Raw genomic sequence first — 26,084 nt, 5'->3', positions numbered from 1 at the left:
TGCTCGCACGTGCGCCAACCAAGGTTGGCGACTACCGGGTCATGTGGCGCTGGCGTAAGGTTGGCAGCGCCCCGGCCAGGCCCCAGGCGCTACACTGGCAGCCCCGTTGCAGCCTGTTGCCCGACCATGTCCGACCTGCTCAGCCGCACCCACGCCATTGCCCTGGACGCCGCCGATCCGCTGCGCCCGCTGCGTAACGAATTCCTGATTCCGCGCCATGGCGGCGGCGAGCAGACCTACTTCGTCGGCAACTCGCTGGGCCTGCAGCCGCGTGGCGCTCAGGCCGCCGTGCAGGAAGTGATGAAGCAGTGGGGCGAGCTGGCGGTGGAAGGCCACTTCACCGGCCCGACGCAGTGGCTGTCCTACCACCGCCTGGTGAGCGCGCAGCTGGCCCGCGTGGTTGGTGCGCTGCCCAGCGAAGTGGTGGCGATGAACACGCTGAGCGTGAACCTGCACCTGATGATGGTCAGCTTCTACCGGCCGACCGCGCAGCGCCCGGTGATCCTGATGGAAGCCGGTGCGTTCCCGACCGACCGCCACGCGGTGGAAGCGCAGATCCGTTTCCATGGGTTCGACCCGGCCGAGTGCCTGGTGGAAGTGCAACCGGACGAAGCCAGCGGAACGATCTCGCTCACCGCGATCGAGCGCGCCATCACCGAACACGGCCCGCGCCTGGCCCTGGTGTTGTGGCCCGGCGTGCAGTACCGCACCGGCCAGGCCTTCGACCTCGATGCAATCACCCGTGCTGCCCGCCTGCAGGGCGCGCGCATCGGCTTCGACCTGGCACATTCGGTCGGCAACCTGCCGCTGCGCCTGCATGACGTCGCACCCGATTTCGCCGTGTGGTGCCACTACAAATACCTCAACAGCGGCCCGGGCGCCGTGGCCGGTGCCTTCGTGCACGAGCGCCATCACCGCGACACCACCCTGCCGCGCTTTGCCGGCTGGTGGGGCCATGAGGAATCCACCCGCTTCCAGATGGCACCGCAGTTCACCCCCGCCATCGGTGCCGAAGGCTGGCAGCTCAGCAATCCGCCGATCCTCGGCCTGGCGCCGCTGCGCGCGTCGCTGGACCTGTTCGAGCGCGCCGGCATGGAGGCGCTGCGCAGCAAGTCGCTGGCCCTGACAGGCATGCTCGAAGCGCTTGTACGCGCACGCCTGTCCGGCGTGCTCGACATCATCACCCCGGCCGAGCCGCAACGCCGTGGCTGCCAACTGTCATTGCGCGTGATCGGTGGCCGCGAGCGCGGCCGCGCGCTGTTCGAGCACCTGCGCGGCATCGGCGTGCTGGGCGACTGGCGCGAGCCGGACGTGATCCGCATCTCGCCCACCCCGCTCTACAACCGCTACCTGGACGTGCACCATTTCGTCGAGGAAGTGGAAGCCTGGGCCGGCCTCTGAGCCGGCCCCTCCCCTACTGCTGGACAGTTCGTTGATCGCACACGCCTCCCGCTCGTTGAGCATTATCGGTGCCGGCCTCGCCGGGTCCCTGCTGGCCATCCTGCTGTCACGCCAGGGCTGGCGCATCACCCTGTACGAACGCCGCGGCGATCCGCGCGTGGCCGACTACGAGAGCGGCCGCTCGATCAACCTGGCGCTGGCCGAGCGTGGGCGCAACGCGCTGCGCCAGGCCGGTGTGGAAGACGAGGTCATGGCGCGCGCGGTGATGATGCGCGGCCGCATGGTGCATCCGCGCGAAGGCGAACCTCAGTTGCAGCGCTATGGCCGCGACGACAGCGAAGTGATCTGGTCGATCCACCGCAGCGACCTGAACACCACGCTGCTGGAACTGGCCGAACAGGCTGGCGCGACCGTGCACTTCCACCGCCGCCTGCACACCGTCGATTTCGATGCCGGCTACGCACGCTTCATCGATGACCGCGACGACAGCCCGCACGACATCCGCTTCGACACCCTGATCGGCGCCGATGGTGCAGGCTCGGCGCTGCGCGCGGCGATGAACCGGCGGGCGCCGCTGGGTGAGGACATCGCCTTCCTCGACCACTCCTACAAGGAGCTGGAAATTCCGCCGGCCGCCGATGGCAGCTTCCGCATCGAGCGCAACGCGCTGCATATCTGGCCGCGCGGCCACTACATGTGCATCGCCCTGCCCAATCACGAAGGCACCTTCACCGTCACGCTGTTCCTGCCCAACCAGGGCGACCCCAGTTTTGCCACGATCAACACCGGCGCACAGGCCGAAGCATTGTTCGCGCGCGAATTCGCCGACACCCTGCCGCTGATCCCGAACCTGCGCGCGGACTGGGAACAGCACCCGCCGGGCCTGCTTGGCACGCTGACGCTCGATCGCTGGCACCAGCAGGGCCGTGCCGTACTGATCGGCGATGCCGCGCATGCGATGGTGCCGTTCCACGGACAGGGCATGAACTGCGCGTTCGAGGATTGCGTGGCTCTGGCCCGTCACCTGATGGAAGCGGATGATCTGGAGGGTGCGTTCGCCGCGTTCGAAGCCGAGCGCAAGCCGAACGCGCGTGCGATCCAGCAGATGGCGCTGGAGAACTACCTGGAAATGCGCGACCGCGTGGCCGATCCCGCCTTCCTGCTGCAGCGTGAGCTGGAGCAGGAACTGCAGCGGCGCTGGCCGACCCGCTTCGTGCCGCATTACACGATGGTCACCTTCCTGCATACGCCGTACGCGGAAGCCCTGCGCCGCACCGAGCTTCAACGCGACATGCTGGTGGCGGCCACGGCCGGCCTCGATTCACTGGACAACATCGACTGGGCGGCACTGGAAGCGCAGATCCATGCGCAGCTGCCGGTCCTGGAGGGCGCGCACTGATGGCTGACAGCTTCCTGTTCTACGACCTGGAAACCTTCGGACAGGACCCGCGGCGCACGCGCATCTCGCAGTATGCCGCGATCCGTACCGACGCCGATCTGAACGAGATCGACACCCCCGTCAGCTTCTTCGTGCGCCCGGCCGACGATCTGCTGCCCTCGCCGATGGCCACCCTGGTCACCGGCATCACCCCGCAGCAGGCACTGGCCGAGGGCATCAGCGAGGCCGAAGCCTTCGACCGCATCAACGAGCAGCTGTCGCGCCCCGGCACCTGCGCACTTGGCTACAACACGCTGCGCTTCGACGATGAATTCGTCCGCTACGGCCTGTTCCGCAACTTCCATGACCCGTACGAACGCGAGTGGCGCAACGGCAATTCGCGCTGGGACCTGCTGGACATGCTGCGGCTGATGCGCGCGATGCGTCCGGACGGCATCCAGTGGCCGCTGCGCGAGGACGGTGCCACCTCCTTCAAGCTCGAACACCTGGCCGAGGCCAACAACGTGCGCGAAGGCGATGCGCACGAAGCGCTGTCCGACGTGCGCGCCACGATCGGCATGGCGCGGCTGTTCAAGCAGTCGCAACCGCGCCTGTGGGACTACGCCCTGAAGCTGCGCGACAAGCGTTTTGTCGGCAGCCTGCTGGATGTAACCGCGATGAAGCCGGTGCTGCACATTTCCATGCGCTATCCAGCCAGCCGCCTGTGCGCGGCGCCGGTGCTGCCGTTGGCCATGCACCCAACGATCAGCAACCGGGTGATCGTGTTCGACCTGGACGGCGACATCGACGACCTGCTGGCACTGCCGGCCGACGTGATCGCACAGCGCCTGTACATGCGCGCCAGCGAGCTGCCCGAGGGCGTTGCACGGGTGCCGCTGAAGGAGGTGCACGTCAACAAGGTGCCGGCGCTGATCGCCTGGAACCACCTGCGTGCCGACGACCACGAGCGCCTGGGCCTGGACGTGGCGGCCATCGAAGCCAGGATCGAGCGCCTGCGCGAATTCGCCCCACAGCTGGCGGAGAAGGCGCGCCAGGTCTACAACCAGCCGCGCGTGGCCACCGTGGCCGATGTCGATGCATCGCTGTACGACGGATTCCTCGGCAACGGTGACAAGCCGTTGCTGGCCCTGGCCCGTACCACCGCGCCTGATCAGCTGGCCGCGCTGGAAGGCCGCTTCCGTGACCCGCGCCTGCCCGAACTGCTGTTCCGTTACCGTGCGCGCAACCATCCCGGCAGCCTCGCGCCGGCTGAACGCCAGCGCTGGCAGGATTACCGCCGCCAGCGCCTGCTCGGAGACGGCGGCCTGGGCGAACTCAACCTGTCCCAGTACCAGCAGCAGCTGGATGCACTGGCCGCCGAAGCGCCCGAGGACACCCGGCGCCAGGCCCTGCTGCAATCGCTGCGCGACTGGGGCCAGCACCTGCAGGAGACGCTGTGAGCACTTATTTCTCGGACGCCAGCTTCAAGTTCCTGCGCAGCCTTGCGCGGCACAACGACAAGGCCTGGTTCAACGATCACCGCCAGCAGTACGAAGACCACGTGCGGCAGCCGTTCCTGCGCCTGCTTGGCGACCTCCAGCCGGCGCTGGCCGAGGTCAGCGAACACTTCCGCGCCGATACCCGCGGCGTCGGTGGCTCGTTGTTCCGCATCCATCGTGACGCGCGTTTTTCCAACGACAAGTCGCCGTACAAGACCTGGCAGGGTGCACGCCTGTTCCATGAGCGCCGCCGCGAAGTGGCCGCGCCCTCGTTCTACGTGCACCTGCAGCCGGGCGAGAGCTTCGTCGGCGCTGGCCTGTGGCACCCAGAACCCGAGACGCAGCGCCGCGTGCGCCACTTCATTCTCGACAACCCGGGCAGCTGGAAGGCCGCCGCGCATGCTCCGGCGCTGCGCAAGCGCTTCGACTTCGAGGAGAGCGAGAAGCTAGTGCGCCCGCCACGTGGCTTCCCGGCCGACTTCGAATTCATTGACGACCTCAAGCACCGCAACTGGGTGATGTGGCGCTCGCTGGACGATGCCACCATGACCGGCCCGCGCCTGTTGTCCACGCTGGGCAAGGACCTGGCTGGGCTCGGCCCGTTCGTCGACTACCTGTGCGCGGCGCTGGACCTGGAGTTCTGAGCCGCATCACCTGCCGTTCACCACTGGCTGCCTCACTTGCGGCAGTCTGGACAGCATGAAGAAGCTCACTGCACTGGCTGTGCTGCTGGTCCTGGCCTTGGCTGCGTGGTGGTTCGGTGGCCCGTACATGACCGTGCATGGCCTGTCCAAGGCCATCGAAGAACGTGACACGGCGCGACTGGAACGCTACGTCGATTTCCCGCGCGTGCGCAGCAGCCTGCGCGCGCAGCTCAATGACTATATGGTGCGCCAGGCCGGCCCGGATGTAGCGGCCAGCCCGTTCGGCGCCCTGCTCTACGGCCTGGGCGAGCAGCTCGGCGGTGCTGCGGTGGACACCATGGTGACCCCGACCGGCATCGGCGCGATGCTGCAGGGCCACGTGCTGTGGAAGCGCGGCCGCAATGAACTGCAGGGTGGCGAAGCCTTCGGCCCGACCGAACCGGCACGGCCGTTGAAAAACGCCGAGCATCACTTTGAAGCGCTGGACCGCTTCGTGATCGACGTTGATCGCGGCCCGGGCCAGCGGCCGTTGAAGGTGGTGCTGGAACCGCAGGGCCTGCGCTGGAAGGTGGTGGACCTGCAGTTGGGGATGTCAGGCAGCCCTTGATCGGACCCGTGGCCTGACGGCAATGCCAACCAGGGTTGGCAACTACCGGGACACAGCGCTCTGGTAGATGCCCACCTTGATGGGCATGGATCCAGGACGGCGCCAACCAAGGTTGGCGACTACCGGGGTACAGCGCTCTGGTAGATGCCCACCTTGATGGGCATGGATCCAGGACGGCGCCAACCAAGGTTGGCAACTACCGGGACACAGCGCTCTGGTAGATGCCCACCTTGGTGGGCATGGATCCAGGACGGCGCCAACCAAGGTTGGCAACTACCGGGACACAGCGCTCTGGTAGATGCCCACCTTGATGGGCATGGATCCAGGACGGCGCCAACCAAGGTTGGCGACTACCGGGGTACAGCGCTCTGGTAGATGCCCACCTTGGTGGGCGCCGATGCATGGCAGTGCCAACCAACGGTTGGCACCCACCCGGCATGGTTTCACCCCTCGTTGGCGACGCCATGCGGCACATGGCCGGCGGCCACGTGTTCGCGCGCACTGTCGATGTTGTGCTGCGAATCGTCGAAGAAGATGTCGGCGCCGAAGGCCTGCAGGAAGGGGCCCTTGTGGCGCCCACCAAGGAACAGCGCCTCATCCAGGCGCACACCCCACTCCCGCAGGGTGCGGATCACCCGCTCATGGGCCGGCGCCGAACGCGCGGTCACCAGCGCGGTACGGATCGGCGCACTCTCGCCGGCCGGGAACACTTCCTGCAGCGTATGCAGCGCCGAAAGGAAGCCGCGGAACGGTCCACCACTGAGCGGTTCGCGGGCACGTTCACGCTCGTGGCGGCCAAACGCCTCCACGCCCTGCTCGCGCGAGATGCGCTCGCTCTCGTCGCCGAAGATCACAGCGTCACCGTCGAAGGCGATGCGCAGCTGCCCGGCCGGGCGACCGGTATCGATCTGGTCGGCCGCTGCTGCTGCAGTCTCGCCGGGCGGCTTGGGCAGGATGGTGGCCGCGGCGATGCCATGACGCAGCGCACTGCGCACTGATTCGGGGTTGGCCGACAGGAACAGGTCGGTACCGAATGGCTTCACGTACGGCCAGGTCGGTTCACCGGCAGTGAACGTGGCGCGGATGATGCCCAGGCCGTAGTGCTGGATCGAATTGAAGATGCGCAGGCCGGTATCGGCCGAGTTGCGCGACAGCAGGATCACCTCGACCCGCGGGTTCTCCGGGCTGGCACCCTGGTTCAGCGCCAGCAGCTTGCGCACCACCGGGAAGGCCACGCCGGGACCGAGGATGTCGTCCTCGTGCTGGCGCTGGAATTCGGCGTACGCCGCCACGCCATCGCTCTCGAACAGCGCGTGGCTTTCCTCGAGGTCGAACAGGGCGCGCGAGGTCACCGCAACGGTCAGCAAACGGGGGGAGTTGTCGCCCATCGGTGGGGGTCCTTCAAGCGGTCGGCGTGGCCGGCCGGCCATTGTCCTCAAAAAACGAACTGTTCGCTCAGGATCCTGTCTTCCAGGTTGTGCTCCGGGTCGAACAGCAGGGTCACGCGGCGGTCCTTCGACTCGCGGATGGTCACCTCGACCACGTCGCGGGTCTCGTGCGAATCGGCGGTCACGCTGACCGGGCGCTTGTACGGATCGAGCACCCGGAAGCGCACCTCGGTATCGGCCTTCAGGATCGCGCCGCGCCAGCGCCGCGGCCGGTACGGGGCCAACGGCGTCAGCGCGATGGTGTGCGAGCCCAGCGGCAGCACCGGACCATGCGCGGAATAGTTGTAGGCGGTGCTGCCGGCCGGGGTGGCCACCAGCACGCCGTCGCCGATCAGTTCGGCCACGCGCTCCTGGCCGTTCAGGTCGATGCCGATATGCGCGGCCTGCCGGGTCTGGCGCAGCAGCGAAACATCGTTGTAGGCAAGCGAACCGGTACTGGTACCGGACTCGGTCAGCGCCACCATTTCCAGCGGGCGTAGATGGGCCGGCTCGGCGCGGGCGATGCGGGCATGCACGTCTTCGTCGCCACGGTACTGGTTCATCAGGAAACCGACCGTGCCCAGCTTCATGCCGAACACCGGCTTGCCCAGATGCCCATGCCGGTGCAGGGTCTGCAGCATGAAGCCATCACCACCCAGCGGGCACAGCACGTCGGCCTGCTCGGGCGCGTAGTCGCCATAGCGCGACACCATGGCCGCGCGGGCCATCTGCGCGGGCTCGGTGGTGCTGGCCAGGAAAGCGATGCGGGGGGTGTCGCTCATCGGTGGATCCGGGTGGGTTTGATGGAGAGCATAACCGAGCGCCGGGAGTTGGACCCCGTGGGGCGGATGGCCGGCATCGGGTCAGGTGGTCGCAAAGGTCAAGGGCAGAAACAGAACGGCCCCGCTCTCGCGGGGCCGCTCTGTTTCAAGCATGCCGGGCAGCGCCCGGCACTACATCACTTACGCACCGTGTGCCGCCAGCTGGCCCAGGCGCTGCACCGCGACCGAGACGGTCGGGTAGTCCAGGGTCTTCTGCTCGGCCAGTTCGGCCAGCATCGCCAGGGTGAAGCGCAGGCTGTTGTCGTCACGGCCCATCCAGGCTGCGACCTTGGCCTCCGCGCTGCTGCCCTTGGTGCCCAGCACCTGGCCGGCCAGGTTGCGGTGGTTGGCCGCCAGTTCGTCACGCAGCACGCCACGTGCCACGGCGTGCCAACGACCGTTGACCTCCAGCGCGTCGACCTGCTCGAACAGCCACGGCAGCTGCAGGGCATCGCCCAGGCGGAAGTGGACCTTGGACACGTCCACCGGCTTCAGCTTGCGGGTGCGGGCCAGTTCGATGATGTCGAACGCCGGCTCCAGGAAGTGCAGTTCGGCCAGCTGCTGCGCCAGCGCGGACGGCAGGCCCTTTTCCTTCCACTCGGCCACCAGGGCTTCGTAGGTCGGACGCTGCGAATCCGGCAGCACACCCGAAGCAACGCGGATGTCGTTGAACGGGCCCTGGTAGCGGTTGACCGCTTCGGTGATGCCCGGCATCGCACCCGGGCGCGACAGCAGCCAACGCACGAACGAACGCTGCAGCTTCCAGATCACTTCCAGTGCATCGATCTGCACCGACTCCGGCACCTTGCCGTCGAGGGCATCGATCTGCGCCCACAGCGCGCGTGCATCCAGCGTTTCGCGGCTGATGGTGTAGGCCTTGGCGACCTCGGCGATGGAACGGCCGGTGTCTTCCTGCATGCGCATCAGGAAGGTGGCGCCCATGCGGTTGATGGTCTGGTTGGTCACGGCCGTGGCGATGATTTCGCGCTTCAGGCGGTGACGCTCCATCGCGTCGGCGTACTTCTTCTGCAGCGGGGTCGGGAAGTAGCGCTGCAGTTCCTTGGACAGGTACGGATCTTCCGGGATGTCCGAATCCAGCAGCTGGGCGAACGCCACCAGCTTGGAGTAGGACAGCAGCACCGACAGTTCCGGACGGGTCAGGCCCTGGCCGCGTGCCTTGCGCTGCGACAGCTCGGCGTCGGACGGCAGGAACTCGATCTGGCGATCGAGCAGGCCCTGCTGTTCCAGGGTACGGATGAAGTGCTGCTTGGAACCCAGGCGCTTGACCGCCATCCGCTCCATCAGGCTCAGTGCCTGGTTCTGGCGGTAGTTGTCATTGAGCACCAGCTCGGCGACTTCATCGGTCATCGAGGCCAGCAGCTTGTTGCGCTGCTCGACGGTCAGCTTCTTGGCCCGCACCACATCGTTGAGCAGGATCTTGATGTTGACTTCGTGGTCGGAGGTGTCCACACCGGCCGAGTTGTCGATGAAGTCGGTGTTGAGCAGCACGCCGGCCTGGGCGGCCTCGATGCGGCCCAGCTGGGTCATGCCCAGGTTGCCGCCCTCGCCCACCACCTTGCAGCGCAGCTCGCCACCATTCACGCGCAGCGCGTTGTTGGCGCGGTCGCCGACATCGCTGTGCTGCTCGCTGGCGGCCTTGACGTAGGTACCGATGCCGCCGTTCCACAGCAGGTCGACCGGCGCCTTCAGGATCGCGCTCATCAGATCGTTCGGCGACAGCGCCTTGACGTTGTCGTCCAGGCCCAGCGCTTCACGCACCTGCGGGGTGATCTCGATCGACTTCAGGCTGCGCGGATAGATGCCGCCGCCCTTGCTGATCAGCTTGGCATCGTAGTCTGCCCAGCTCGAACGCGGCACGGTGAACAGGCGCTCACGTTCGACGAACGTGGTGGCCGCATCCGGGTTCGGGTCCAGGAAGATGTGGCGGTGATCGAAGGCAGCGACCAGGCGGATGTGGCGCGACAGCAGCATGCCGTTGCCGAACACGTCGCCGGACATGTCGCCGACGCCGACCGCGGTGAAGTCCTGGCTCTGGCTGTCACGGCCCAGCGCACGGAAGTGGCGCTTGACCGACTCCCACGCACCGCGTGCGGTGATGCCCATGCCCTTGTGGTCGTAACCGACCGAACCACCGGAGGCGAACGCATCGCCCATCCAGAAGCCGTGCGCGATGGCCAGGCCGTTGGCGATGTCGGAGAAGGTCGCGGTGCCCTTGTCGGCCGCCACCACCAGGTACGGATCGTCCATGTCGTGGCGCACGACATCCACCGGCGGCACGATCTTGTTGTTGACGATGTTGTCGGTGATATCCAGCAGGCCCTGGATGAACAGCTTGTAGCAGGCCACGCCGTTGGCGAAGATCGCATCACGGTCGCCGTTCACCGGCGGGGTCTTGGCGAAGAAGCCGCCCTTCGCGCCGACCGGCACGATGACGGTGTTCTTGACCATCTGCGCCTTGACCAGGCCCAGCACTTCGGTACGGAAGTCTTCACGACGATCCGACCAGCGCAGGCCGCCACGGGCAACGGCACCGAAGCGCAGGTGGGTACCTTCCACGCGCGGGCCGTAGACGAAGATTTCGCGGTATGGGCGCGGCTTCGGCAGGTCCGGCACCAGCGCCGAATCGAACTTGAAGCTGATGACGTGGCCGTGCTGGCCGTTGGCATCGGTCTGGTAGTAGCTGGTGCGCAGGGTCGCGTCGATCACGCCCATGAACGAGCGCAGGATGCGGTCCTCGTCCAGGCTGGACACGCGGTCCATCAGCTTCAGCAGCGCATCGCGCGCGGCCTGCATCTGCGCGTCGCGGTCACCCTTGCGGGCGTCGACCACGGTCTTGAGCACCTTCAGGGTGGCGTCGTCGCCTGCAGCCAGCACGTCGAGGTGGGCCTTCAGCTGGGCCTGGCCGGCAGCGATGTCTTCCTTGCTTTCATGGCCGGTGGCCGGATCGAAGCGCGCTTCGAACAGTTCCACCAGCAGGCGGGCCAGCAGCGGGTAGCGCGCGAAGGTGCCTTCCACGTAGGCCTGTGAGAACGGCACGCCGGTCTGCAGGAGGTACTTGCAGTAGCCACGCAGCATGGCGACCTGGCGCCAGTGCAGGCCGGCGGCCAGCACCAGGCGGTTGAAGCCATCGTTCTCGGCATCGCCGTGCCAGACGCGGGCGAAGGTCTCGCCGAAGGCTTCATCGACGCTGGCGGCATCAATCGCACCGGCGGTCGATTCGACCTCGAAGTCCTGCACGTACACCGGGGCGTTGTCGACCGACAGGCGGTACGGACGCTCGGCAATCACGCGCAGGCCCATGTTTTCCATCATCGGCAGCGCGTCCGACAGCGGGATGTCGTCCAGCTGGCGGTACAGCTTCAGGCGCAGGCCGTCACCGCTTTCGCGCGGCACGGCCTGCAGGCTCAGGCGCAGGTCGTCCGGGCCGGTCAGGGCGTCGAGCTGGCTGACATCGTTGGCGGCAACGGCGGTGCTGTTGTCTTCGATGTAGCCGGCCGGCAGCGCCTTGCCGATACGGGCAGCGATGCGCAGGCCTTCGCTCTCGCCGTGGCGGGTGACCAGCGCTTCACGCAGGTCGTCCTGCCAGTTGCGCAGCACCTGGGCCAGCTTCTTCTCCAGTTCAGCGGTATCGACGTCGAGCATTTCACCCGGCTTCGGGCGCACGATCAGGTGCACCTGGGCCAGCGGCGATTCGCCCAGCACCACCGAGCTGTCCACGTACTCACCGTGCAGCGCTTCCTTCAGCATCGCTTCGATGCGCAGGCGAACGTCGGTGTTGAAGCGCTCGCGCGGCAGGTAGACCAGCGCGGAAATGAAACGGCTGTACTTGTCGCGGCGCAGGAACAGGCGGCTGCGCACGCGCTCCTGCAGGCCCAGCACGCCCATGGCGGTGCGGAACAGTTCGTCCTCGCTGGACTGGAACAGTTCTTCGCGCGGCAGGGTTTCCAGGATGTGGCGCAGCGCCTTGCCACTGTGGCTGGCCGGGGCCAGGCCCGACTGCTTCATCACGTGCTCGTGGCGCTGGCGCACCAGCGGGATTTCCCACGGGCGACGGTTGTAGGCGCTGGAGGTGAACAGGCCAAGGAAGCGCTGCTCGCCGATGATCTTGCCCTTGGCGTCGAATTCCAGCACGCCGATGTAGTCCATGTAGCCGGCGCGGTGCACGCGCGAACGGGCATTGGTCTTGGTCAGGATCAGCGCGTCCTTCAGGCCGGACGTGGCGTTCAGGCCCTGCGCGGCCAAGGTCTTGACCGGACGGGCGGCGGACTTGTCCTTGCCGCGCATCAGGCCCAGGCCAGTGTCGTTCAGCGGCGCCAGCACTTCTTCCTTGCCCTGCTTCTCGACGCGGTACTCGCGGTAGCCGAAGAAGGTGAAGTGGTTGTCGGCGGCCCAGCGCAGGAATTCCTGTGCTTCCTTGCGCGAGGCGTCGTCGACCGGCAGCTGGCGCTTGCCCAGGTCGTCGGCCAGCGCCAGCGCCTTGTCCTTCATCGGCTGCCAGTCGCGCACGATCGCGCGCACTTCGTCCAGCGCCTTGTTGATGGCCTGTTCGATGGCGGCCATGGCTTCGGCCGGCTGGCGGTCGATCTCCAGCAGCATCACCGACTCGGCATCACCCTCGCCGACCTTGACCAGCTTGCCGGCCTTGTCGCGGCTGAAGCGCAGCACCGGGTGGCCCAGCACGTGGACACCCACGCCCTGCTCGGCCAGCGACATGGTGACGGTATCGACCAGGAACGGCATGTCGTCGTTGACGATCTGCAGCACGGTGTGCGGCGATTCCCAACCGTTGGCCTTCGCGGTCGGATTGAACACGCGGACGTTGGCCTTGCCGGCCTTGCGGGCACGGGCGAATTCCAGCGTCTCAGCCGCGAGAGCGGCCCACTCTTCAGCGCTGTGGTGCGGGAACTCGTCCGACTCCATGCGCTTGTAGAAGTCAGTGGCGAACGCCACTGCTTCGGCCTGTGCGGCCGCGGGGTAGCGCTTGCGCAATGCCGTGTACACCGGCTCCAGGGAGAAACCAGCGGTCACTGCGACCTCCGACTCTGCTGGTTTGGTCTTGTTTTTCACGGTCTTGGCTGCGGTTTTTTGCGGTTTCATGGCAGAGCGATGCGCTTGCTCAGTTGGGAAAATGAAATTGTAGCCCTACCGCACGAAAAGGCCTTGCTGCAGGACGGAATAAGCAGATTCGGGTTTGCTGCGGTTTAGACGCCTATTCAGTTCGCACCGGTATGGTGCTGGCGCCTGTTTCAGCACTGCCGACAGGATCGGCAAAACGTGTTACCGGAAGACACACGCGGCGACGCCGATGCGATTCCACAATCCTGAACTGGACGGTATAGTCCACCGCGTGAACCCGGCCTACCTCCCCGTTGCCCTCGATGCACGCGATGAGCGCGTGTTCGACGCCGTACGCGAACTGCTGGCCCAGCAGGGCATGCAGATGAGCATGGAGGCGGTGGCCCAGCACGCCGGCTGCTCCAAGCAGACCCTGTACTCGCGCTATGGCAGCAAGCAGGATCTGTTGCGCCGGGTGATGCAGCGCCATGTCGGCCACGCCACCGGCGCCATGGTCCGTGCACTCCGCACTGACGACCTGCGTGCCAGCCTGCTCCAGTTCGCCACCGACTTCCTGGAGCATTTCAACCAACCGCACGTAGGACAGGCCTGCCGGCTGATCGCTGCCGACGCGGCCCAGTTTCCCGAAGAGGCGCGTACGCTGTACCGGCATGGGGCCGGCGCGCTGACGCTTCATCTTGCTGAATGGATTGAAACCGTTTGCATGCGCGGCCAGCTCCGGCATGACGACCCGCACTTCATGGCCGAACTGCTGCTGAGCATGATCGCCGGTCAGGATTTCGACAAACAGCGCTTCCATACCCCCCATCGTGATGACGCGCTGCTGCGTCGGCGCTGGGCAGAGTTCTCCGTCGACAGCTTCCTGCGCGCATTCGCGCCACAGCCGTTGCCGGCCCCGCCTACAAACCAACCCCGGAGTTCCTCCTGATGACCGCCCCACTCCGCACCCTTGCCTTGACGTGCGCCGTTGCTGTCGCGCTGGCTGCCTGCAAGAAGCCGGAACAGCAGATGCCCCCGCCGCCGGAGGTGGGCGTGATCGACGCCAAGCCGCAGACCCTGCCGCTGCAGCGCGAGCTGGTCGGCCGCCTGTCGCCGTTCCGCAGCGCCGACGTGCGCGCGCGCGTGCCGGGCGTGCTGCTCAAGCGCGTCTACCAGGAAGGCTCGCAGGTCAAGCAGGGCCAGACCCTGTTCCTGATCGACCCGGCCCCGCTGCGCGCCTCGCTCAACGCCTCCGAAGCACAGCTGGCCTCGGCCCGCGCCACCTATGCCAATGCCAAGGTGGCCGCTGATCGCGCCCGCTCCCTGGCGCCGCAGCAGTTCGTCTCCAAGTCCGACCTGGACAACGCTGAATCGGCCGAGCGCACCGCGCTGGCCGCGGTCAAGCAGGCCGAGGCGGCGGTGACCTCTTCGCGCATCAGCCTGGGCTACACCGAAGTGACCGCACCGATCAGCGGCGTGGCCAACAAGCAGCAGGTCACCGAGGGCGCGCTGGTCGGCCAGGGCGACGTGACCCTGCTGACCACCGTCGACCAGCTCGATCCGCTGTACGTGAACTTCTCGCTGAGCGTGGACGAACTGAGCCAGCTGCGCGCGCAGCAGGCCAAGGGTGCGCTGGCACTGTCCGGTGACGGCAAGGCCACCGTCAGCGTCAAGCTGGCCGATGGCAGCACCTACAGCGAGCCGGGCACCCTGGACTTCTCCTCGACCACGGTCGACCCGGCCACCGGCGCGGTGTCGCTGCGTGCGCTGCTGCCGAACCCGCAGCAGATCCTGCTGCCGGGTGCCTTCGTCAGCTTCCAGGCCAACCTGGGCGAGCGCAACAACGCCTACCTGGTGCCGCAGCAGGCGCTGCTGCGTGACACCACCGGCGGCTACGTGATGGTGGTGGGCGCCGATGGCAAGGTCGTTCGCAAGAACGTCAAGACCGACGGCGCGCAGAACGGCAACTGGCTGGTCAGCGACGGCCTGGCCGCCGGTGACAAGGTGATCGTGGCCGGCGTGCAGAAGGTCAAGGAAGGTGCACCGGCGGTGGCCAAGCCGTGGACCCCTGGCCAGGACGCCAACGGCAAGCCTGCCGCAGGCGGCGCGCCGGCAGGTGCAGCACCGGCCGCAGGCAAGGCACCAGCCGACGCGGCCAAGCCCGAGCAGGCCGATGCGGCCAAGCCGGCCGCCACCGATTCGAACAAGCAGTAACGGGAACCTTCCGTCATGCCTAAATTTTTCATCGAACATCCAGTCTTCGCCTGGGTGGTTGCGATCCTGATCTCGCTCAGCGGCGTGATCGCGATCCTCAACCTGGGCGTGGAGTCCTATCCCAACATCGCCCCGCCGCAGGTCACCGTCTCGGCGACCTACCCGGGCGCCAGTGCCGACACCACGGAAAAATCGGTTACCCAGGTGATCGAGCAGCAGCTGACCGGTATCGATCACCTGCTGTATTTCAGTTCCTCGTCCGCCTCCAACGGCCGTGCGCAGATCACCCTGACCTTCGAGACCGGTACCGATCCGGACATCGCCCAGGTGCAGGTGCAGAACAAGGTCTCGCTGGCCACGCCCCGACTGCCTTCGGAAGTGACCCAGCAGGGCGTGGTGGTGGCCAAGGCCAATGCCGGCTTCCTGATGGTGATCGCGCTGCAGTCCGATACGCCGGCCATCAACCGTGATGCCCTGAACGATATCGTCGGTTCGCGCGTGCTCGACCAGGTCTCGCGCATCCCCGGCGTCGGCAGCACCCAGCAGTTTGGTTCCGAGTACGCCATGAACATCTGGCTGAACCCGGAAAAGATGCAGGGCTACGGCCTGTCGGCCAGCCAGGTGCTGGCGGCAGTGCGCGCGCAGAACGTGCAGTTCGCCGCCGGTGCGCTGGGTTCGGACCCGTCGCCGGAAGGCCAGCACTTCACCGCCACGGTCTCGGCCGAAGGCCGCTTCAGCTCGCCGCAGGAGTTCGAGAACATCATCCTGCGCGCGAATCCTGACGGCTCGCGGGTGCTGCTGAAGGACATCGCCCGCGTTGCCTTCGGTGCCAACAACTACGGCTTCGACACCCAGTACAACGGCAAGCCGACCGGCGCCTTCGCCATCCAGCTGCTGCCGGGCGCCAACGCCCTGAACGTGGCCGATGCGGTGCGCGCCAAGATGGACGAGCTGCAGCCCAGCTTCCCGTCCGGCGTGACCTGGTTCTCGCCGTACGACAGCACCACCTTCGTCAAGATCTCGATCCAGGAAGTGGTCAAGACCCTGTTCGAAGCAGTGTTCCTGGTGTTCCTGGTGATGCTGATCTTCCTGCAGAACTTCCGCGCCACCCTGATCCCGACCCTGGTCATCCCGGTGGCCCTGCTCGGCACCTTCCTGGGCATGTGGATGATCGGCTTCACGATCAACCAGCTGACCCTGTTCGCGATGGTGCTGGCGATCGGCATCGTGGTCGATGACGCGATCGTGGTGATCGAGAACGTCGAACGCATCATGACCGAGGAGGGCCTGGCGCCGAAGCCGGCCACGCAGAAGGCGATGACCCAGATCACCGGCGCGGTGGTGGCGATCACCGTCGTACTGGCTGCGGTGTTCATTCCGTCCGCCCTGCAGGGCGGCGCCGCCGGTGAGATCTACAAGCAGTTCGCGCTGACCATCGCCATCTCGATGGCGTTCTCGGCGTTCCTGGCCCTGGGCTTCACCCCGGCGCTGTGCGCGACCTTCCTCAAGCCGACGCACAACGACAACCCGAACATCATCTACCGCACCTTCAACAAGTACTACGACAAGATCAGCCACACCTATGTGGGCCACATCACCTCGGCGGTGCGCCATGCGCCGCGCTGGATGATCCTGTTCGTGGTATTGACCGCTCTGTGCGGCTTCCTGTTCACCCGCATGCCGGGCAGCTTCCTGCCGGAAGAAGACCAGGGCTATGCATTGGCGATCGTGCAGCTGCCGCCGGGCTCGACCAAGGGCCAGACCAACGAAGTGTTCGCGCAGATGCGTGGCATCCTGGAAAAGCAGGATGGCTATGAAGGCATGCTGCAGGTGGCCGGCTTCAGCTTCGTCGGTTCCGGCGAGAACGTGGGCATGGGCTTCATCCGCCTGAAGCCGTGGGAGGAACGCAAGTTCACCGCGCCGGAGTTCATCCAGAACATGAATGGCGCGCTCTACGGCATCAAGGAAGCGCAGATCTTCGTGGTCAACCTGCCCACCGTGCAGGGCCTTGGCCAGTTCGGTGGTTTCGACATGTGGCTGCAGGACCGTAGCGGTGCCGGTTACGAGCAGCTGACCCAGGCCCGGAACATCCTGCTCGGCCAGGCCGCGCAGAAGCCGGACCACCTGGTCGGCGTGCGCCCGAACGGCCTGGAAAACGCGCCGCAGCTGCAGCTGCACGTGGACCGCGTGCAGGCGCAGTCCATGGGCATGTCGGTGTCGGACGTGTACAGCACCATCCAGCTGATGCTGGCCCCGGTGTACGTGAACGACTTCTTCTACGAAGGCCGCATCAAGCGCGTGACCATGCAGGCTGATGGCCCGTACCGCACCGGCCAGGAGTCGCTGAAGAGCTTCTACAGCCCGTCCAGCCTGACCACCAATGCCGACGGCACCAACGCGATGATCCCGCTCAACACGGTGGTCAAGTCCGAGTGGGTATCCGCGCCGCCGTCGCTGAGCCGCTACAACGGCTACTCGGCGATCAACATCGTCGGTTCGCAGGCGCCGGGCACCAGCTCGGGCGAAGCGATGCAGACCATGGAAGGCATCGTCAACGACGACCTGCCGGCCGGCTTCGGCTACGACTGGTCGGGCATGTCCTACCAGGAAATCCTGGCCGGCAACGCCGCGACCCTGCTGCTGGTGCTGTCCATCGTGGTGGTGTTCCTGTGCCTGGCCGCGCTGTATGAAAGCTGGTCGATCCCGGTGGCGGTGCTGCTGGTGGTGCCGCTGGGCGTGCTCGGTGCACTCGGCCTGTCGATGCTGCGTGGCCTGCCCAACGACCTGTTCTTCAAGATCGGCCTGATCACCGTGATCGGCCTGGCAGCGAAGAACGCGATCCTGATCGTGGAGTTCGCGGTGGAGCAGCGTGCAGCCGGCAAGAACCTGCGCGATGCCACCATCGAGGCGGCCCGCCTGCGTTTCCGCCCGATCCTGATGACCTCGTTCGCGTTCATCATGGGCGTGATCCCGATGGCGATCTCCACCGGCGCCGGCGCCAACTCCCGCCACGCCATCGGTACCGGCGTGATCGGCGGCATGCTGTTCGCCACCCTGCTCGGCCTGCTGATGATCCCGGTGTTCTTCGTGGTCGTGCGCCGCATGCTGGGTGACAAGCTGGATGAACCTTCCAAGGAGTTCCTGGAACGCCAGCGCGACGCGGAATCCGCGCATCGTCCGGATCGTTGATCCGGCGGTGAGCTGAAACGAAAAGGCCCCGGAGCGATCCGGGGCCTTTTTTCTTGCCACATTTGAATCCATGCCAACCAAGGTTGGCATCTACCAGGGCAACGGCATGCCCGGTAGCCGCCAACCTTGGTTGGCGCTGTTCGGGCAACGTCTCAGCGCAGCAGCGCCACCACCACGCACACGGCCACAACCGCCATCGCAGGCCATTGCATCGGCAGGAAGAAGAAGTGATGCGGAGCATGCTGGCCATGTGCACGCGGCTTTCGATTGAGCACGAAACCCAGCACTGTATTGATTGCCGAGCCAAGGCCGAACGCCAACAGGACCTGGCCGAGTGACGTATTGCCCCGACCCACCGCAGGATCGGGGAACAGAACCAGGATGAGCAGCACGGCAGCAATCGGCGTGAGCAGGGTCAGCAGCCCTGCGCCTCGATAGATGAGCATGTGGTGGTGTCCATGAACGGCCGGGCATTCTGCGATCATCGAGCCGGAATGCCAATTGATCGTTGGCCTGCCGACTGCCCAGAGACCGGTCGCATATGGCCTGTACCGGAAAGCCCCTTCCACTGCAGCGGTGGGAGTCCCCGACACCGAGGCGCTCAAGGCGTCTACCGGTTTCGCAGAAGTCCCCCGCTTTGGATTCATGGGCGCGCAGAAGTGCGGCACGCCCGGATCGTTGCTATCCAGATACCTCCAAGGCAATCGATCCGATGCCGTCCAGGAGACCGTTCATGGAAAGAGCACCACTACGACTCTTCAGCCGTCCCGCCCTGCTGCTTGGCGCCCTCTTCGCGGCCAGCAGCATCCAGGACGCCCATGCGGCAGGCGTCCTCGTCTGCGACAACTGTCGCGATCCACGCGCGCTGGCGCTGTCCTCGGGAACGGGGCCCACCATCGTCGCCGACTTCCAACAGCGCCGGATCCATGGCTTCGACGTGGAATACGATCGCGAGCTGCGCCGCTATCGCGCAACAAGGGCGCAGATTCCCGAATCGATCAGTGCATCCTTCAACCGGATCATGGGCATGCTCGACAACAATGTGCCGATCACTCAGTTCGCCTCGCGGCAGACGGCAGGCAGAGGTGCCCAGTTCGAAGTGCATCCGGATGACCCGCAATCGGCCAACGGCATACGATTCCCGGAAGAACACAGGAACCTCAATGCCTACGATGTCGTGCAGATGGCAACCGAGCGTTTCAGACTGGAGAGCGCCATGGGCAAGGCATTCACCGGCGCCACGACATCGTCGAGGGCCTGGAACAGCATGGCGACATTCCTGTCCTCGATCGGCCTGAGCTTCGTCAGCAAGGCCCTGGGAATCGACAGTGCACTCTACAGGATCACCTGGCGCGATGGCTCGAAGACCACGCTGGTCATCGTCCCCTCGTCAGTGGACACCGCCAAATACGTGCAGGGCGAGAGCAAGGACGCCAATGGCAACATGATTCCCGACGGCGCGGCAACCAGCCCCGGCCTGGCCCAACACTTCGCCGGCATCTACAACTTCAACAGCCGGGACGATCTGGATCGATGGGTCGACTCCGGGCGCCTCTATGGGGTGAACATGTTCCCGGGTGCTCCACCTGAGTCGCTGCAGGTCGTCTGTGAATGGAATGGAAGGGATATCGTCTGCCGATTGCCACGTTGATCGCACCAGCGATACGGGGCGGCAATCGCCGCCCCGTCGTGTCCATCAGCGCAGCCCGGTCTCGTTGCGGGCGATCACCAGGCGCTGGATCTCCGAGGTGCCTTCGTAGATCTCGGTGATCTTGGCATCACGGAAGTAACGCTCCAGCGGCATTTCCTTTGAATAGCCCATGCCGCCATGGATCTGCACGGCCTGGTGGGTGATCCACATCGCGGCTTCCGAAGCGGTCAGCTTGGCCACCGCCGCTTCGGTGCTGAAGCGCTTGCCCTGGCCCTTCACCCACGCCGCCCGCAGGGTCAGCAGCAGCGCTGCGTCCAGCTTGCACTTCATGTCGGCGATCTTGGCCTGGGTCATCTGGAAGGTACCGATGGCCGCGCCGAACGCCTTGCGCTCCTTCACGTACTCCAGGGTCGCTTCATAGGCGGCACGGGCGATGCCGATGGCCTGCGAGGCGATACCGATGCGGCCCGCGTCGAGCACGCTCATGGCGATCTTGAAGCCCTCGCCTTCCTGGCCCAGCACGTCTTCGGCCTGCGCCACATAGTCGTTGAACTCGATCTCGCAGGTGGCCGAGGCACGGATGCCCAGCTTGGGCTCGGTCTTGCCACGACCGAAACCGGCCTTGTCGGTATCGATGATGAAGGCGGTGATGCCGCGCGCGCCCTTGTCCGGCTCGCTCATCGCGAACAGCACGATGTACTTGGCCACCGGGCCGGAGGTGATCCAGCTCTTCTTGCCATTGATGACGAAGGTGCCGTCGGCCTGCTTCACCGCGCGGCAACGCATGGCGGTGGCATCGGAACCGGACTGCGGCTCGGTCAGCGCGAACGCGCCGATGGCCGTGCCTTCGGCGATGGCACGCACGTAGGTCTGCTTCTGCTGCTCGGTACCGTGAGTGAGGATGCCGTTGCAGAACAGCGAATTGTTGACCGACATGATGGTCGAATGGGCTGCGTCGGCGGCGGCGACCTCCACCATCGCCAGCACGTACGCAACCGGGTCCATGCCCGCACCACCGTATTCGGTGGGCACTTCGATACCCATCAGGCCGTTCTCGCCCAGCAGGCGGATGTTGTCCAGCGGGAACTCGCCGGTACGGTCATGATGCTCCGCGCTGGGGGCGATCTTTTCCTGCGCGATGCGCCGCGCGACGTCCTGCAACATCAACTGCTCTTCAGTAAAGCTGAAATCCACAACACCCTCCCGGGTACATGATGTTATGGGCCGCGCAGGGCGCGCCCAGGTGCACCGATTGTACCGGGGCCCGGCGGCTTCCGTACGCCAGCGACTTGACCGCGGCAGGCCTTCTCAGCGAATATATCTCTATATCGCGATAGGTAGATATTTATGGATCTTGAAGATTGGTCGACCCGCCTGAAGGTGTTCGCCGATGCCACCCGCGTGCGCCTGCTGGCGCTGCTGGAGCAGGAGGAACTGACCGTGGCCGAACTGTCGGCGATCACCCGACTGGCTCAGCCGCGCGTGTCCACCCATCTGGCGCGCCTGAAGGAAGCCGGCCTGGTTCGCGACCGCCGCGCCGGCGTGTCGGCCTATTACCGCTTCGACGAAGCCCAGCTGGACCCGGCGCAGCGTGCATTGTGGCATGCATTGAGCAACGGAAGCGACGACCCGCTGCTGCGCCAGGATGCCGAGCGCGTGGCCGCGGTGCTGGCCCACCGTGCCTCCGACCAGAACTGGGCCGACAGCGTGGCCGGCGACATGGAACGCCACTACTCTCCCGGACGGACCTGGGAGGCGCTGGCGCGTACCGCGCTGCCGCTGCTGGAAACCGGCGACGTGCTGGACATCGCTTCCGGCGACGGCGTGCTGGCCGAACTGGTGGCCCCGCATGCCAAGCGCTATATCTGCATCGACACCAGCGCGCGCGTGGTCGCCGCGGCCAGCGAGCGGCTGCGTCGCCTGCCCAATGTGGAAGTGCGCGAGGGCGACATGCATGCGCTGCCGTTCAAGGACGGCAGCTTCGACCTGGTGGTGCTGATGCACGCGCTGACCTATGCCAGCAAGCCGGCGCAGGCGGTGACCGAAGCCGCGCGCGTGCTGCGCCCGGGGGGGCGCCTGCTGCTGTGCAGCCTGGCCCGTCATGAGCACAAGGCGGCCGTGGAGGCCTATGGCCACGTCAACCTCGGCTTCAGCGACAAGGAACTGCGCAAATTCGTCGACAAGGCCGGCCTGCAGGTCTCGAGCCTGGAGACGGTCACCCGCGAAAAGCGCCCGCCGCACTTCGAAGTGATCTCGCTGATCGCCAACAAGCCCTGAGCCGGAAATCGCCATGTCCACCCTGCCCTGGTTGCACCCTGACCGCGCCAACGCCCTGCTCGACGCCCTGCGCGATCGGATCCTGATCATCGACGGCGCGATGGGAACGATGATCCAGCGCCATGGCCTGCAGGAAGACGACTACCGCGGCGAGCGCTTCGCCGGTGGCTACGACCACGCGCACGGCCCGGGCTGCGACCATGCGGCGCCGGAAGGACATGACCTGAAGGGCAACAACGACCTGCTGCTGCTGACCCGGCCGCAGATCGTCGCCGACATCCACACCGCCTACCTGGAAGCGGGCGCGGATCTGGTCGAGACCAACACCTTCAACGCCACGTCGGTCAGCCAGGCCGACTACCACCTCGAACACCTGGTGTACGAGTTGAACAAGGCGGGCGCTGCAGTGGCACGGGCCTGCTGCGATACGGTGGCCGCAACCACACCGGGCAAACCGCGCTTCGTGATCGGGGTGATCGGGCCGACCAGCCGCACCGCCTCGATCAGCCCTGACGTCAACGATCCCGGCTTCCGCAACACCAGCTTCGACGAGCTGCGCGACACCTATCGCGAAGCCATCGACGGCCTGATCGATGGCGGCGCCGACACCATCATGGTCGAGACCATCTTCGACACGCTCAACGCCAAGGCGGCGCTGTATGCGCTGGAGGAAGCGTTCGATGCGCGCGGCGCGCGCTTGCCGGTGATGATCTCCGGCACCATCACCGACGCGTCCGGACGCACCCTGTCCGGGCAGACGGCCGAAGCGTTCCATGCGTCGCTGGCGCATGCACGGCCGCTGTCGATCGGACTGAACTGCGCGCTGGGCGCCGATGCGATGCGCCCGCACGTGGAAACCCTTGCACAGGTCGCCGACTGTTACGTCAGCGCACACCCCAATGCCGGCCTGCCCAATGCCTTCGGCGAGTACGACGAGACGCCGGAGGACATGGCCAGCACCCTGCGAGGCTTCGCCGAAGATGGCCTGCTGAACCTGGTCGGTGGCTGCTGCGGCTCCACGCCCGACCATATCCGTGCGATTGCCAATGCCATGGCCGGGCTGTCGCCGCGCGCGCTGCCCGGCACCCGGGAGCAGGCCGCATGAACGTTGCCGCCACCGTCCCGCACTTCCCGCCCTACTGCTGTTGAGCCGACGCCTGCCATGACGCCTGTCCGCCCTACCCGCCTGTCCGGCCTGGAACCCCTGGTCATCACCCCGGACCTGCTGTTCATCAACGTCGGCGAACGCACCAACGTCACCGGCAGCGCACAGTTCCGCAAGCTGATCAAGGAAGGCCGCTACGAGGAGGCGGTGGACGTGGCCCGCCAGCAGGTGGCCAGCGGCGCGCAGATCCTCGACGTCAACATGGACGAGGGCCTGATCGATTCGGAAGCGGCGATGACCCGCTACCTCAACCTGATCATGTCCGAGCCGGACATCGCGCGCATCCCGGTGATGGTCGACTCCTCCAAGTGGAGCGTGATCGAGGCCGGCCTGAAGTGCCTGCAGGGCAAGAGCGTGGTCAACTCGATCTCGCTGAAGGAAGGCGAGGCGCTGTTCCGCGAGCATGCACGCAAGGTGCTGCGCTATGGCGCAGCTGCGGTGGTGATGGCCTTCGATGAAAGCGGCCAGGCCGATACCTGCGCGCGCAAGGTCGAGATCTGCACCCGCGCCTACCGCATCCTGGTCGACGAGATCGGCTTCCCGCCGCAGGACATCATCTTCGATCCGAACATCTTCGCCGTCGCCACCGGCATCGAAGAGCACGACAACTATGCGGTGGACTTCATCGAAGCCACCCGCATCATCAAGCAGACACTGCCGCACTGCCATGTGTCCGGCGGCGTCTCCAACGTGTCGTTCTCGTTCCGTGGCAACGAAACGGTACGCCAGGCCATCCACTCGGTCTTCCTGTACCACGCGATCGCCGCCGGCATGGACATGGGCATTGTCAATGCCGGTGCCATGCCGATCTACGACGAGCTGGAGCCGGAGCTGCGCGAGCGCGTGGAGGATGTGATCCTCAACCGCCGCAGCGACGCCACCGAGCGCCTGCTGGAAATCGCCGAGCGCTACAAGGGCAGGAAGGGCGCAGCGAAGACCGAGGACCTGGCCTGGCGCGAGAAGCCGGTGGCGCAGCGCCTGGCGCACGCGCTGGTGCACGGCCTGGATGCCTTCGTAGAGGAAGACACCGAGCTCGCCCGTCAGACCTCCAGCCGCCCGCTGGACGTGATCGAAGGCCCGCTGATGGACGGCATGAACGTGGTCGGCGACCTGTTCGGCGCCGGCAAGATGTTCCTGCCGCAGGTGGTGAAATCCGCGCGCGTGATGAAGAAGGCGGTGGCCTACCTGCTGCCGTACATCGAAGCGGAAAAGGCGCGCAGTGGCGACACCGCCAAGAGCAACGGCAAGATCATCATGGCCACGGTGAAGGGCGATGTGCATGACATCGGCAAAAACATCGTCGGCGTGGTCCTGGCCTGCAACAACTTCGAGGTGGTCGACCTGGGCGTGATGGTTCCGGCACAGAAGATCCTCGATGCCGCGCGCGAACACAACGCCGACCTGATCGGCCTGTCCGGCCTGATCACTCCATCACTGGAGGAGATGAGCCACGTCGCCCGCGAGATGCAGCGACAGGGCTTCGACCTTCCGCTGCTGATCGGTGGCGCGACCACCTCACGCGCGCACACCGCACTGAAGATCGACCCGCATTACCACGCGCCGACGGTCTGGGTGAAGGATGCTTCGCGCGCGGTCGGCGTGGCCCAGTCGCTGATCTCGCGCGACCTGCGCGACGCCTTCGTTGCCGCCAACGAGGCCGACTATGCCGAGATCCGTGCGCGTCATCGCAACCGTGGCGATGCCAAGCGCCTGGTATCGCTGGAGCACGCACGCGGGCAGAAATTCCAAGGCGACTGGGACAGCTACACGCCGCCCGCACCGAAGCAGCCGGGCCTGCACGTGTTCGATGACTATCCGCTGGCCGAGCTGGTGGACTACATCGACTGGACGCCGTTCTTCCAGGCGTGGGAGCTGGCCGGCAAGTTCCCGGCCATCCTCACCGACGAGATCATCGGCACCCAGGCCAGCGATCTGTACAAGGACGCCCGCACGATGCTCGACCGCATCGTCGGCGAGAAGTGGCTGACCGCCAAGGCGGTGTTCGGCCTGTGGCCGGCCAGCAGCATCGGCGACGATGTGCGCGTGCAGCACCCGCAGGGCGAAACCACCCTGCACTTCCTGCGCCAGCAGGTGGACAAGCCGGCCGAGCGCCCGGATTTCTGCCTGGCCGATTTCATTGCACCGGCCGACAGCGGCCGGGACGACTGGATCGGCGCATTCGCGGTCACCGCCGGCATCGGCATCGACGCGCATGTCGCGCGCTTCGAAGCCGAGCATGACGACTACAACGCGATCCTGCTGAAGGCCCTGGCCGACCGCTTCGCCGAAGCGCTGGCCGAGCGCCTGCACCAGCGCGTGCGCATCGAATTCTGGGGTTACGCCCGGGCCGAGACGCTGGACAACGAGGCCCTGATCGATGAGCAGTACCGTGGCATCCGCCCGGCCCCCGGCTATCCGGCGTGCCCCGAGCACAGCGAGAAACGCCGACTGTTCGATCTGCTGCAGGCCGAGGCCAACGCTGGCATGGAACTGACTGAAAGCTTCGCGATGCTGCCGACCGCCGCAGTGTCGGGTTACTACTTCAGCCATCCGCAAAGCCAGTATTTCGTGGTCGGGCGCCTCAGCCGCGAGCAGGTCAGCGACTACGCCCGGCGCAAGGGCGTGGACCGTGCCCAGGCCGAACGCTGGCTGGCCTCCAACCTCGACTACGACCCCGAATGACACAAAAAGGGGACGGAGGGGATTAAGTCGTTTGTGCATAAGCGACTTAATCC

General features: G+C 66.1%; 17 protein-coding genes. 12 read left to right on the top strand and 5 right to left on the bottom strand.

Annotated features, from left to right (window positions below):
• Positions 1 to 126: 126 nt before the first annotated feature.
• The 5 genes from kynU to AC5P57_RS10145 are packed head-to-tail and all read left to right on the top strand — an operon-like array spanning position 127 to position 5,529.
• Positions 127 to 1,401: a kynureninase gene (gene kynU, locus AC5P57_RS10165; protein WP_262234863.1), complete on the top strand. Its 1,275-nt coding sequence runs from the start codon at positions 127 to 129 to the stop codon at positions 1,399 to 1,401.
• Positions 1,402 to 1,432: 31 nt separating this feature from the next.
• Positions 1,433 to 2,800 (top strand): FAD-dependent oxidoreductase, encoded by a 1,368-nt coding sequence (locus AC5P57_RS10160; RefSeq protein WP_099552376.1) that lies wholly within the window; start codon positions 1,433 to 1,435, stop codon positions 2,798 to 2,800.
• Entirely contained in the window at positions 2,800 to 4,239 is a 1,440-nt protein-coding gene (sbcB, locus tag AC5P57_RS10155) for an exodeoxyribonuclease I (RefSeq protein WP_099552377.1), read from the top strand. The genes AC5P57_RS10160 and sbcB overlap by 1 nt, the downstream gene beginning before the upstream one ends.
• Entirely contained in the window at positions 4,236 to 4,922 is a 687-nt protein-coding gene (locus tag AC5P57_RS10150; protein WP_005410240.1) for a DUF2461 domain-containing protein, read from the top strand. Before sbcB ends, AC5P57_RS10150 begins: the two co-directional genes overlap by 4 nt.
• 55 nt (positions 4,923 to 4,977) lie before the next feature.
• Complete coding sequence (locus AC5P57_RS10145) at positions 4,978 to 5,529, top strand: DUF2939 domain-containing protein (RefSeq protein WP_262234862.1); 552 nt, start codon at positions 4,978 to 4,980, stop codon at positions 5,527 to 5,529.
• Between the two features lie 443 nt (positions 5,530 to 5,972).
• Here the strand turns inward: AC5P57_RS10145 and AC5P57_RS10140 are convergent, their stop codons facing one another.
• From AC5P57_RS10140 to AC5P57_RS10130, 3 genes are all read right to left on the bottom strand, one after another.
• On the bottom strand, positions 5,973 to 6,917 hold the full coding sequence (locus tag AC5P57_RS10140; RefSeq protein ID WP_005410242.1) for a 5'-nucleotidase: 945 nt from the start codon (positions 6,915 to 6,917) through the stop codon (positions 5,973 to 5,975).
• A gap of 47 nt (positions 6,918 to 6,964) precedes the next feature.
• Positions 6,965 to 7,738, bottom strand: a complete 774-nt coding sequence (locus AC5P57_RS10135) for an NAD kinase (protein WP_049428363.1) — start codon at positions 7,736 to 7,738, stop codon at positions 6,965 to 6,967.
• A 180-nt stretch (positions 7,739 to 7,918) separates the two neighbouring features.
• Positions 7,919 to 12,895 carry an NAD-glutamate dehydrogenase gene (locus tag AC5P57_RS10130; RefSeq protein ID WP_262234861.1) on the bottom strand — a complete coding sequence of 1,659 codons (4,977 nt, stop codon included), beginning with the start codon at positions 12,893 to 12,895 and terminating at the stop codon, positions 7,919 to 7,921.
• Positions 12,896 to 13,145: 250 nt separating this feature from the next.
• On the opposite strand from AC5P57_RS10130, the gene AC5P57_RS10125 reads away from it, so the two are divergent.
• The 3 genes from AC5P57_RS10125 to AC5P57_RS10115 are packed head-to-tail and all read left to right on the top strand — an operon-like array spanning position 13,146 to position 18,256.
• A complete protein-coding gene (locus AC5P57_RS10125) occupies positions 13,146 to 13,802 on the top strand; it encodes a TetR/AcrR family transcriptional regulator (RefSeq protein ID WP_049428357.1) in 657 nt (218 codons plus the stop codon).
• A complete protein-coding gene (locus AC5P57_RS10120) occupies positions 13,802 to 15,067 on the top strand; it encodes an efflux RND transporter periplasmic adaptor subunit (RefSeq protein WP_099552381.1) in 1,266 nt (421 codons plus the stop codon). Before AC5P57_RS10125 ends, AC5P57_RS10120 begins: the two co-directional genes overlap by 1 nt.
• Before the next feature lie 15 nt (positions 15,068 to 15,082).
• On the top strand, positions 15,083 to 18,256 hold the full coding sequence (locus AC5P57_RS10115) for a multidrug efflux RND transporter permease subunit (protein ID WP_262234860.1): 3,174 nt from the start codon (positions 15,083 to 15,085) through the stop codon (positions 18,254 to 18,256).
• 152 nt (positions 18,257 to 18,408) lie between these two features.
• On the opposite strand, the gene AC5P57_RS10110 is transcribed toward AC5P57_RS10115, so the two are convergent.
• Entirely contained in the window at positions 18,409 to 18,702 is a 294-nt protein-coding gene (locus tag AC5P57_RS10110) for a hypothetical protein (RefSeq protein WP_099552383.1), read from the bottom strand.
• Positions 18,703 to 18,989: 287 nt separating this feature from the next.
• Here AC5P57_RS10110 and AC5P57_RS10105 point away from each other — a divergent pair, with 287 nt between their 5' ends.
• Positions 18,990 to 19,907: a hypothetical protein gene (locus tag AC5P57_RS10105; RefSeq protein WP_262234859.1), complete on the top strand. Its 918-nt coding sequence runs from the start codon at positions 18,990 to 18,992 to the stop codon at positions 19,905 to 19,907.
• Positions 19,908 to 19,952: 45 nt separating this feature from the next.
• On the opposite strand, the gene AC5P57_RS10100 is transcribed toward AC5P57_RS10105, so the two are convergent.
• On the bottom strand, positions 19,953 to 21,101 hold the full coding sequence (locus tag AC5P57_RS10100) for an acyl-CoA dehydrogenase family protein (protein ID WP_099552385.1): 1,149 nt from the start codon (positions 21,099 to 21,101) through the stop codon (positions 19,953 to 19,955).
• Between the two features lie 153 nt (positions 21,102 to 21,254).
• On the opposite strand from AC5P57_RS10100, the gene AC5P57_RS10095 reads away from it, so the two are divergent.
• The 3 genes from AC5P57_RS10095 to metH are packed head-to-tail and all read left to right on the top strand — an operon-like array spanning position 21,255 to position 26,031.
• Positions 21,255 to 22,184: an ArsR/SmtB family transcription factor gene (locus tag AC5P57_RS10095; protein WP_014037755.1), complete on the top strand. Its 930-nt coding sequence runs from the start codon at positions 21,255 to 21,257 to the stop codon at positions 22,182 to 22,184.
• Between the two features lie 13 nt (positions 22,185 to 22,197).
• Entirely contained in the window at positions 22,198 to 23,289 is a 1,092-nt protein-coding gene (locus tag AC5P57_RS10090; RefSeq protein WP_099552387.1) for a homocysteine S-methyltransferase family protein, read from the top strand.
• Between the two features lie 57 nt (positions 23,290 to 23,346).
• The gene (gene metH, locus AC5P57_RS10085) at positions 23,347 to 26,031 is read left to right on the top strand and encodes a methionine synthase (protein WP_262234858.1); all 2,685 of its coding nucleotides are present in this window, start codon (positions 23,347 to 23,349) and stop codon (positions 26,029 to 26,031) included.
• Positions 26,032 to 26,084 lie beyond the last annotated feature (53 nt).

Source organism: Stenotrophomonas sp. YJH_SMC_79 (assembly GCF_059367995.1).
This window is presented reverse-complemented; position numbering and strand designations above follow the sequence as displayed.